Genomic DNA, 8,699 nt, shown 5'->3' with positions numbered 1-8,699 from the left:
TGCTGGAAAAACGAGGGCAAAAAAGATTGGGAACGGAGGGCGGAATAGCTGCCCAAAAATATATTGTTAATTGTTTTAACCTACTTATATTCTTTTGATCAATTTATCTTTTACTAATTTATAAAAAGCTACATCAGTTAATAACCGATATGCAACGAAAGGAATTATAATCTTTTTTTTCTGCAGTATATTTTGGTTTTTTGTAAATCGGTTGATGAGTTTCTTTTTAGGTTTTTGCTGAAAAAGAATGTTATTTATTCCGTACAAAAAAGAGCTCCATTTTCGGTTATCATACGAAGTAGATAATGGATTGTAATGGTTTTGATGCAAGACAATTACATTGTCAACAAATTTTATATTGAGCGTATTTTTCACTCTTCTTACAAATTCATTATCATCATAGGCGATTCCCAAAGATAACAATTCATCAAAACCGTGCAGTTTGTCTAAATCTGTTTTGGTTAAAGCAACGCAGAAATGATAAGCATGAGGTTGGTGTACAGAATGGTTGTACCAAATATTTCCGGCTACCGTAGAATTTTGTAAACTTAGGTTGGCAATACTGTCATAAATAACGTTTTCAGGATAATTGGTTTGATGACTGTCTGTAGTTTGTTTATCTAGAGCGAAACATCCAAAGCTTAAATAATCATCTTCAATGAGATTTTTTGAAGTAAACTCAATGACGTTATCAAAATGATAACATTCAGGATTCTGAATAATGATTTTATCTCCTTTTGCATGGCGAAAACCTTCGTTGAAAGGAATGCAGGAGTTTTGATACCATTTATTTTTCTTTTCCAGACGAATCACTTTTAAGAAAGGAAACTCATGTATCAAATCTTCAATTCGCTCTTCTTCATCACTACCATCATCTATGGCAATAAACTCCATGTTTTCAGAATACTCGAACCTTGCAATACTTAATAAAGTCTTGCGGAAAAGTTCTTTTCGGTTGTAATATGCTGTAATAATTGAAATCATGTAGAGCTGTTTATAAAGAAATTGAATTGATTATTTTATCCCACTGAATGAGCGATTTATTTTTCCGCCATTTAGCAGATTCTTTAAAAGATGATTGGTTGAGTTCGTTTAATAAATCTGGCTTATTGATAAGGTTTTGAAGGCTTTCTTGAAATTTTTTTTCATTATTCATTGGAATTAAAAAACCATTGTTTTGATTAATAATATCAGATGGGCCATAATTACAATCGTAAGAAATAAGAGTATTGCCACAGAACATTGCCTCTAGTAAAACCATTCCGAATGCTTCGTTTATACTTGTAAATAAGAATATTTTACTTTTTAAAAGTTCACTTTTAATTTCGTTAATAGGCAATCGGCCAGTAAAGATGATTTTTGATTCTAACCCTTTTTCTTCAACTTGTTTTTTTAAGTTGTCCATTTCAGAACCTTCACCAATTATTTTAAATTGAAAGTTTTTTAGATTTATTTGTGAAATTATTTTAATTAAACTTTCTATATTTTTTTCTCGGTCTAATCTTCCTACATAGATTAGTTGATCTTTTTTGCTTTCGAAATCAATATTCATGATGCTTTCAAAAGGTTCACCTATAATATTTGGAATTAAATATACATTTGAATTGAAAACATTATAATAATCAACGGAGGCTTTATTTATACAAATAATTCCTTTAAGATTTTTATAATTTCGACGTAAAAGATCACCCCATATTTTTCCTCCAACTTCGTAATTTGAATGTTCCCAAGCAAATGTTTTATTTGCAATTTTTTTATTTACGGCAATTTGTGAGGATATCTTGTACCAGGAAGAAATAATGATATCATAATTTTGATGATTGTTTTTGAGCCATTTGCTCATAACATCCCACTGTCCGAAATCGAAAATGTATTTTTTTAAATTAAATCTATAAGGGAATTTCTTTAAATATTTGTCGAATAAAGGATTGATTTTCTGAACCCCAAAATGCCCGAAAGAATTGAGTGTGTGAGTTTTAATTCTATGATCTATTTCATAAAATGTGTTTTCACCTTCCATTAAAAACAAAATACTTACTTGATGATCTTTATCACACAGCTCATTGGCAAGATTAATCATTACCCTTGAAACTCCGCCAGGATGAATATTCTGATAATAAACAAAAAGTATTTTTTTCATTTAATAAATTTTGAAAATGGGTGAAGTATCGTTGTTACTATTTTTATTGATAAAGAATTCAGTTCAGAAATGGTTTTTTTGAAAGTTCTTTTGTCTGATGCTGAAAATTTAAGATAACCGCCAATATTTCTAAGTATGGTAATAGGGTTGCTCCATAATTTTGTGTGATATGTATTGAGGAATGCTTTGTAATTTTCGGCAAGCCCAAATGCATTTTTTTTATCATAAAACTGATTGGCGAGTGACTGCTCGTCGTCTCTGTCTCGGAAATATATTCTGGTCACTTCATTAATGCAGTAATGAAAACCAAGCTTATCAAATTGAAACTGGAAAACTCCTTCCGGAATAAAGCCTTTTCCTGAGAGATTCTCAAAATTCAGCTTCATTTTTTTGTAAATATCTGTTTTTCCCATTCCCCATTTATCCCCTTTTATTTTGTATTTATACCGCATGTCAAAAATGGTACAAATTAGAGGCGATTGTGGAAAATGGTCTCCCACAATATTTCCAAACTGATCTTCACAAAGCGTTGATACAAATACAATATTTTGATTGTCGCTAGTCTGCTCCCATGTATTGACAAGAATTTCCATAGAATCTTTTGGTAAGGCATCATCAGAATCTAAGGGTGAAAAATATTTACCTTCGGCAAGATCGATTCCACGGAAAAAAGTTAAAAACTTATGTTGATTTTCCTGATGATAATATCGAATTTTAAAATCAGATATTTTCTGAAACTCTTCAACGAGTTCTTTAGTTTTGTCAGTAGAGCCATCATCAATCACAAGCCATTCAAAATCTTTAAAAGTCTGATTCTGTAAGGATTCAAAAACTCTCGGTAAAGTATGCGCTCTGTTATAAGTGGGCGTAAGAATAGTGACTAATGGTTTTTTCATACTTTCAGTTGATGTTGTTTCTGAAAAACAGAGGTTACCTGATTGTAAATTTTTTCATTATCAAATTTTCCCACAGATTTCTCCATATTTCTTTTGTATCTTTCTGTTAACTTAGTGTTTGTGAGGAATAATTTCATTCCTTCATAAATAGATTTTTCATCTGGTTCTACGAGATAGCCGTCAAAATCATGCTCAATCATTTCCGGAATTCCACCTACGTTTGTACTTACAATCGGAATATTTAATCCCATCACTTCTCCTATGGTTAAAGGATAAGATTCAGACTCTGAAGGTAAAACAAAATAATCAGAATTTTTGATGTAAGGATAAGGATTTATCTGGCTGTCAAGAAGAAGAAATGTATTTTGAACATTTAATTCTTTTGCCTGTCTCTGTAAATTTTCCATTTCTGAACCTCCTCCGATTACTGCAATAGAATGGAGAAAGCCTTCGTCTAAAAGTCTTTTGTGTACATTCATCAACGTATGATAGTTTTTACGGCTATGCAATCTTCCCATAGATGAAAATACGGGATGTGTATCATAATGTACAGGAAACTCTAATGCTTTTATTTTTACTTCATCTATTTTTATAGAATTGTAAATAACAGAGCTTTTGGGATATTCAATCTGGTATAAATCTGTAATAACATCTCTTGTTTGCTTAGAACCAAAAATTACCCAATCGAATTTTTTGAGTGCATTGATTCTGCTTAAAACTCTTTTCTGGTCAGGATCGTAGCCTACATCGGTATGAAACCATGCTATTTTTCTTGAACGCAAAGGGCTTGATAGAATGTTCTCAAATTCTGCATAAGTAGGAGCAATTTCTAAATCAAAATCTTTTTTAATGATTTTACGGTATAATGTTTTAGGGTTATTTCGATAAAAAGAGAGTATTAAATTCCTTTTTATAAGCTGCAAGGTTCTGAGAAACTTGTTGTCACTCATATCTTCTCTTCCTTTTTGAAGAGTAATTAGCTCAATGTCTTTAGGAATACTTTTTCTAAGTTCCCCTTGATCAATCGTTAGAAAAAAAGTAATGTCAAACAAATCTCTTGGGAGATTCTCCAACAGATCGAGAAGCACTCTCTCTACTCCTCCCATTTCCATGGAGCGATGACGGAACAGAACTTTTATTTTGTGAGGCATTTGTGTATTTTAAAAAAAATTAATGCTTAAAGAAACAAATATAAGACTGTTTGTGCAATTCTTTTGTATTTTTACCCCTTAAAACATAACTGTATGAGTAAAGTTTCAGAAATTACAAGCACATTTGTCGCTTATCTTAAACGCCCAGATCTTTATCCCGAACTAAGACGAAAGATATGGAAAAATATATTCAACCGTTCATCTGGTTTACGAGGAAAAGAAGAAGCGGAACAATGGTGCCAAAGCATTGCTGTTTCTGAAAAGGATTTTATAGAAAATGTATTGAAAATAAGTTTCGTTCCTTTTGAGAATATTTTTCCTCAAGAATATCAAAATGCATTAAAGATACAGGAAAAAACACCTGTTAAAATGGGCGGAGCAGGCTCTTTAAGTGTTATTTATTACATCAACGAATTTGCGAAGGCGCAAAGTTCTATTGAGACCGGAGTCGCGTATGGCTGGTCTTCTTTTGCCGCTTTAGCATCTTTAGTTTCCAGAAATGGCACCCTTTACAGTTCAGACATGCCTTATATTCTTCAAAATCAAAGTGAAGATTTTGTAGGATGCGTAATTCCTGAAAAATATAAAAGCAATTGGGATCTTTACCGTTTTGCAGATAAAGAATCTCTTCCTAAAATTTTTGAAAAAACAAAAACTTTTGATGTAGTACATTATGACAGCGATAAAACCTATGATGGAAGAATGTGGGCTTACAAGATTCTATGGGATAGATTGAGAAATGGAGGCATTTTTATGAGTGATGATGTAGGAGATAATGCTGCTTTTAAAGATTATTGTGAACAAAATAATCACAAACCATATATTATTGAATTTGATGGTAAATATGCCGGAGTTATTATAAAAAAATAAATAAAAACCACAGATTATTCTGTGGTTTTTTAGTCTACAAAAACTTTCTGAGAATTTTTGTGATAAGATTGTTTTGTTTTACTTTCAAAAATTCTGGAAGGTTATCGATCTGATTAATTTTTTTATTGTAGAGATATTCTATATTTCTTCGCTTTGTGGTATCTAGAATTACCTGATGCCAGTTATTATTAAGCTTGTCTTTCTTTGAAGACTCTTGTGAAACCCCTTTCTCATGTAAGCGGTAATAATAAAGCGGTGTACCTATGAAATGAAAATTTCCCACTTCATAAAGCTTTAGATATAAATCCTGATCAACTGCTGAAGTGAGTTCTGGGTTAATCCCAACTGTTTTATTATACGCTTCTTTCTTAAATGTGAAAAAATGATTCGCTTCTAAGAAAATATTAAAAAAATCTTTCTTCCCGTTTTTCACAGCGCGCGAATGTTGAAAAATACGTATAGGCTTTAGTGTACTATCGCACAAATGAAATTTAGAATAAGTTACAACATTATCTTTTGTGTGATTTTCTATACTTATTTGTAAAGCATTTTCGGTAATAGCATCATCGGGATCTACAAATCCACAGATTTCTCCGGATGCCATTTCTGCACATCTTCTTTTTGTGTATCCAACCCCTTTGTTTTCTTCGTTCCTGAAAATTTTTACCCTAGCGTTGTCTTTTGTAAGGTTTACTATTTTTTGGTAAGAATCGTCGCTTGAACAATCATCTACAATTACAATTTCAAAATTCTGATAGGTTTGATTAAGAATACTTTTATAGCATTCTGTAAAATAATCGTAATTGTTATAATGAGCAATGAGAATTGAAAATTTTATCATGAAATAGGATTAAATTTAGTTTAAGAAGATTAATATTTCTATGCTATTAAATTACAATTTATAGAGATATTAGTTGTTGATCTTGCTTATTAATGATAATTGAATCCGAAGGTACATCCTTATAAATTACACATCCCGCCCCCAAAATAACATTGTTGCCAATAGTGACATCTTTTAGAATAGTAACATTGGCTCCGGTCCAGACATTATTTCCTAATTTCACCTTTCCAATATTAAAATCTGTTTTTGAAACAGAGAATGGTTGTTTTGTATATTGGTGGTTGTGATCAAAAATCTTCATGCCTTCCCCAAGAATGCAATTTTCTCCAATTTCAATTTCCCCAAGACAGGAGATTGTAGCTCTTGTAATATAAGTTCCTTCTCCGATGCTAAGTTTAGCATTAGGTTTTATGGTAATAAAGTTGTTTTGGTTGATAAACACATTTTTTCCAAACTGAAATTCTGAATCAGGTGAAATATCTAAAAAATTACCGGAACCCAATTTAAAAGAATGGTGAACGGAACTTTTACGGGTGAAAAAAAAATCACGATTTTTTGCATTGATACAGTTATTCGCAAAATTTTTCAATTTTATAAAACATAAACCTAAAACCTTTTTCATCTAAAATGTTTTATCCAAAAGTATTAAATATTCTTTTAATTTTGTAATAATTAATAGCAAAACAATTTGATGAGTACCAATCAGCCTTTAATCAGTATTAATATTCCCGTCTTTAAATGTGAGAAATATATTCTTCGTTGTTTGGAATCTGTAAAAAATCAAACCTATAAAAATTTTGAAATTATTCTGGTTAACGACTGTACTCCTGATGAAAGTATGACTATTATCGAAAAATTTGTTCAAGAAAATCCTAATCTCAATGTTGAAATCTATGAACATGAAAAAAATTCAGGACTTTCGGTAGTAAGAAATACAGGAATTAAACTTTCTAAAGGTGAATACATCTATTTTTTAGACAGCGATGATGAGATTACAGAAGATTGTATCGAATTGCTGGTTAATAATGCTTTAACAACTGATGCACAAATAACGATAGCGCAAAACCGATGGATTAACACGTTTGATAATACGACGAAAGATTTCGGTTTTCCTACCACTGCAGATAAAAAATATTACAACGAAAGGTTAGATATTTTCTCTGCGTACAGCAATGGTAGCTTTCCCTCTTCTTCGTGGAATAAATTAATCAAAAGAGATTTTATTGTTAATAATCAAATTTATTTTGTACCGGGATTATTTGCTCAGGATGAATTATGGTTTTTTCATCTTCTTTTAAAAACCGATACTTTAGCAGTTATTGATGATATTACTTATCTGTATTATTTACACGGAGAATCTGTAATTTTTAATAGAACGAAGAAAAATTTCGAGAATTTTTTAACCATTTTGGAGCACTTTACTCAAGCTTATCATGAAGAAAAAAATGAAGCTTTGAGAAAACTAATCAAAAAGAAAATTATCCTATTCAAAGAGATGGTGCTTATCATGCAATGGAAAGCTCTGAAAGATAAAGAGTATCTGAAAACAAATATTTCAAGAATGCAGACTCTTGCGAGATTGAACTTGTCTGATTATTTTAATTCAGATTTTTCTGTTAGCCTTAAAAAGAAGAATTTCTTTCAAAATATTCCAGCGCATTTTGCTGCAAAATTATTTATCTGGAGGTTTGAACGATAATTTTAGTTTTTAAATTTATAGAACCAAAGCATTAAAGAAAAATTTGACAATAAAAGTGAATTGTAAAGTTTACTTATTCCGCTGAATTGTGATTTTACGGTTTCTTTATCGAGCTCAATATAAGATTCTAAAAGCCTTTTTTTCTGCGCTGATTTTTCTTCAGAGCTCATTTTTTTAGCGAAATGATGAAAGATTTTAATAGCATTTACCAGGTTTTTATAAGCTACAAATTCAAAAATTGATTTTCGAGGTTCATAAATTCCTTTTTCTTTAAAAATTCTTCGCAGCAAATAATCTGTTCGGGTAATATCTATTTTCTTTAGTGAAAGCAATTTGGCTGATGAATCAGGATGAATGTAATGAGTATAAACTGCATCACAGCTTCCAACGAGTGTTGCTTCTTCTAGAATTAATCTCTCTACAATTTCATCTGCATTTAAAAGAGGCTCTGTAAAATTAAAAGAATGTGACTTAAAAACAAAAGATTTATAAAGTCCGCGAATGTGAATGTCATATTTACCGACGGTATCTTTTATCAACTGTTTACCTGAAAATTGCTTGTACTCAAATTCTTTATTTAAAGTATTTTCTGAATAAATGTTGTGAATGTTTTTTATGTTACCGTCAGTGAATTTAGTAATAACAATAGGAGTTACAATATCAAGTTCAGGGTGAGCTAGAAATGTTTGGTAGCATTTTTCAATCGTATCAAAGTCAATGAGGTCATCATGGTCAAAAAGAAATATAAATTCTCCTAAAGCTTTTTCCTGTCCGTATGCTTTGGAATATTGAGCGTATTTCTGATTTTCTTTTGTGTAAATTTTAATCCTAGAATCTTGTTTTGCGAAATATTCTAAATCTTCTAATGTAGAATCTGTAGAACCATCATTTACACAGATTAATTCTATATTTTGGTAGGTTTGGTTTTGCAGACATTTCATAGATGACTTTACAAAATCGCCTAACTGTACAGAGTTATAATACGTTGTAATAATAGAAATCAGAGGTTGTTCTTGCATATCGTTGCAAATATCTGAAATTAATTCTATTAAACTGATTTAAAAATTTTAAGGTCTGAACTTGTGTAAAACTTTGAATCTCA

Annotated in this window: 9 protein-coding genes; 2 read left to right on the top strand and 7 right to left on the bottom strand. The window is 30.8% G+C overall.

The features are described from left to right. Positions 1-84: 84 nt before the first annotated feature. Genes AB671_RS16090 through AB671_RS16075 form a run of 4 tightly spaced genes read right to left on the bottom strand, consistent with a single transcriptional unit; the run spans position 85 to position 4,187 of the window. Positions 85-984 (bottom strand): glycosyltransferase family 2 protein, encoded by a 900-nt coding sequence (locus AB671_RS16090; RefSeq protein ID WP_066681078.1) that lies wholly within the window; start codon positions 982-984, stop codon positions 85-87. Positions 985-994: 10 nt separating this feature from the next. Further along, positions 995-2,140 (bottom strand): glycosyltransferase, encoded by a 1,146-nt coding sequence (locus AB671_RS16085; RefSeq protein WP_066681077.1) that lies wholly within the window; start codon positions 2,138-2,140, stop codon positions 995-997. Beyond that, positions 2,137-3,036: a glycosyltransferase family A protein gene (locus AB671_RS16080; RefSeq protein WP_066681076.1), complete on the bottom strand. Its 900-nt coding sequence runs from the start codon at positions 3,034-3,036 to the stop codon at positions 2,137-2,139. The genes AB671_RS16085 and AB671_RS16080 overlap by 4 nt, the downstream gene beginning before the upstream one ends. Then, a complete protein-coding gene (locus AB671_RS16075) occupies positions 3,033-4,187 on the bottom strand; it encodes a glycosyltransferase (RefSeq protein WP_066681075.1) in 1,155 nt (384 codons plus the stop codon). Before AB671_RS16075 ends, AB671_RS16080 begins: the two co-directional genes overlap by 4 nt. 93 nt (positions 4,188-4,280) lie before the next feature. On the opposite strand from AB671_RS16075, the gene AB671_RS16070 reads away from it, so the two are divergent. Then, on the top strand, positions 4,281-5,057 hold the full coding sequence (locus AB671_RS16070; protein ID WP_066681073.1) for a class I SAM-dependent methyltransferase: 777 nt from the start codon (positions 4,281-4,283) through the stop codon (positions 5,055-5,057). Between the two features lie 34 nt (positions 5,058-5,091). Here the strand turns inward: AB671_RS16070 and AB671_RS16065 are convergent, their stop codons facing one another. Further along, positions 5,092-5,898, bottom strand: coding sequence for a glycosyltransferase family 2 protein (locus tag AB671_RS16065; RefSeq protein ID WP_066681064.1), 807 nt, complete (start codon positions 5,896-5,898; stop codon positions 5,092-5,094). 58 nt (positions 5,899-5,956) lie between these two features. Next, the gene (locus tag AB671_RS16060; RefSeq protein ID WP_066681062.1) at positions 5,957-6,520 is read right to left on the bottom strand and encodes an acyltransferase; all 564 of its coding nucleotides are present in this window, start codon (positions 6,518-6,520) and stop codon (positions 5,957-5,959) included. A 69-nt stretch (positions 6,521-6,589) separates the two neighbouring features. Between AB671_RS16060 and AB671_RS16055 the strand changes: the two genes are divergently transcribed. After that, positions 6,590-7,597, top strand: a complete 1,008-nt coding sequence (locus AB671_RS16055; RefSeq protein WP_066681057.1) for a glycosyltransferase family 2 protein — start codon at positions 6,590-6,592, stop codon at positions 7,595-7,597. 2 nt (positions 7,598-7,599) lie between these two features. On the opposite strand, the gene AB671_RS16050 is transcribed toward AB671_RS16055, so the two are convergent. Continuing rightward, positions 7,600-8,616 (bottom strand): glycosyltransferase family A protein, encoded by a 1,017-nt coding sequence (locus AB671_RS16050; protein ID WP_066681055.1) that lies wholly within the window; start codon positions 8,614-8,616, stop codon positions 7,600-7,602. Between the last annotated feature and the right edge of the window lie 83 nt (positions 8,617-8,699).

The organism is Chryseobacterium sp. BGARF1 (assembly GCF_001677955.1).
Classification (GTDB): domain Bacteria; phylum Bacteroidota; class Bacteroidia; order Flavobacteriales; family Weeksellaceae; genus Chryseobacterium.
Note: the sequence above shows the minus strand (reverse complement) of the source record. Positions and strands in the feature narration are given on the sequence as shown.

What these genes read in the sequence shown, in the direction of transcription:
- AB671_RS16090 (WP_066681078.1), bottom strand. Translation starts at nt 984, where the DNA reads ATGATTTCAATTATTACAGCATATTACAACCGAAAAGAACTTTTCCGC.
- AB671_RS16085 (WP_066681077.1), bottom strand. Translation starts at nt 2,140, where the DNA reads ATGAAAAAAATACTTTTTGTTTATTATCAGAATATTCATCCTGGCGGA.
- AB671_RS16080 (WP_066681076.1), bottom strand. Translation starts at nt 3,036, where the DNA reads ATGAAAAAACCATTAGTCACTATTCTTACGCCCACTTATAACAGAGCG.
- AB671_RS16075 (WP_066681075.1), bottom strand. Translation starts at nt 4,187, where the DNA reads ATGCCTCACAAAATAAAAGTTCTGTTCCGTCATCGCTCCATGGAAATG.
- AB671_RS16070 (WP_066681073.1), top strand. Translation starts at nt 4,281, where the DNA reads ATGAGTAAAGTTTCAGAAATTACAAGCACATTTGTCGCTTATCTTAAA.
- AB671_RS16065 (WP_066681064.1), bottom strand. Translation starts at nt 5,898, where the DNA reads ATGATAAAATTTTCAATTCTCATTGCTCATTATAACAATTACGATTAT.
- AB671_RS16060 (WP_066681062.1), bottom strand. Translation starts at nt 6,520, where the DNA reads ATGAAAAAGGTTTTAGGTTTATGTTTTATAAAATTGAAAAATTTTGCG.
- AB671_RS16055 (WP_066681057.1), top strand. Translation starts at nt 6,590, where the DNA reads ATGAGTACCAATCAGCCTTTAATCAGTATTAATATTCCCGTCTTTAAA.
- AB671_RS16050 (WP_066681055.1), bottom strand. Translation starts at nt 8,616, where the DNA reads ATGCAAGAACAACCTCTGATTTCTATTATTACAACGTATTATAACTCT.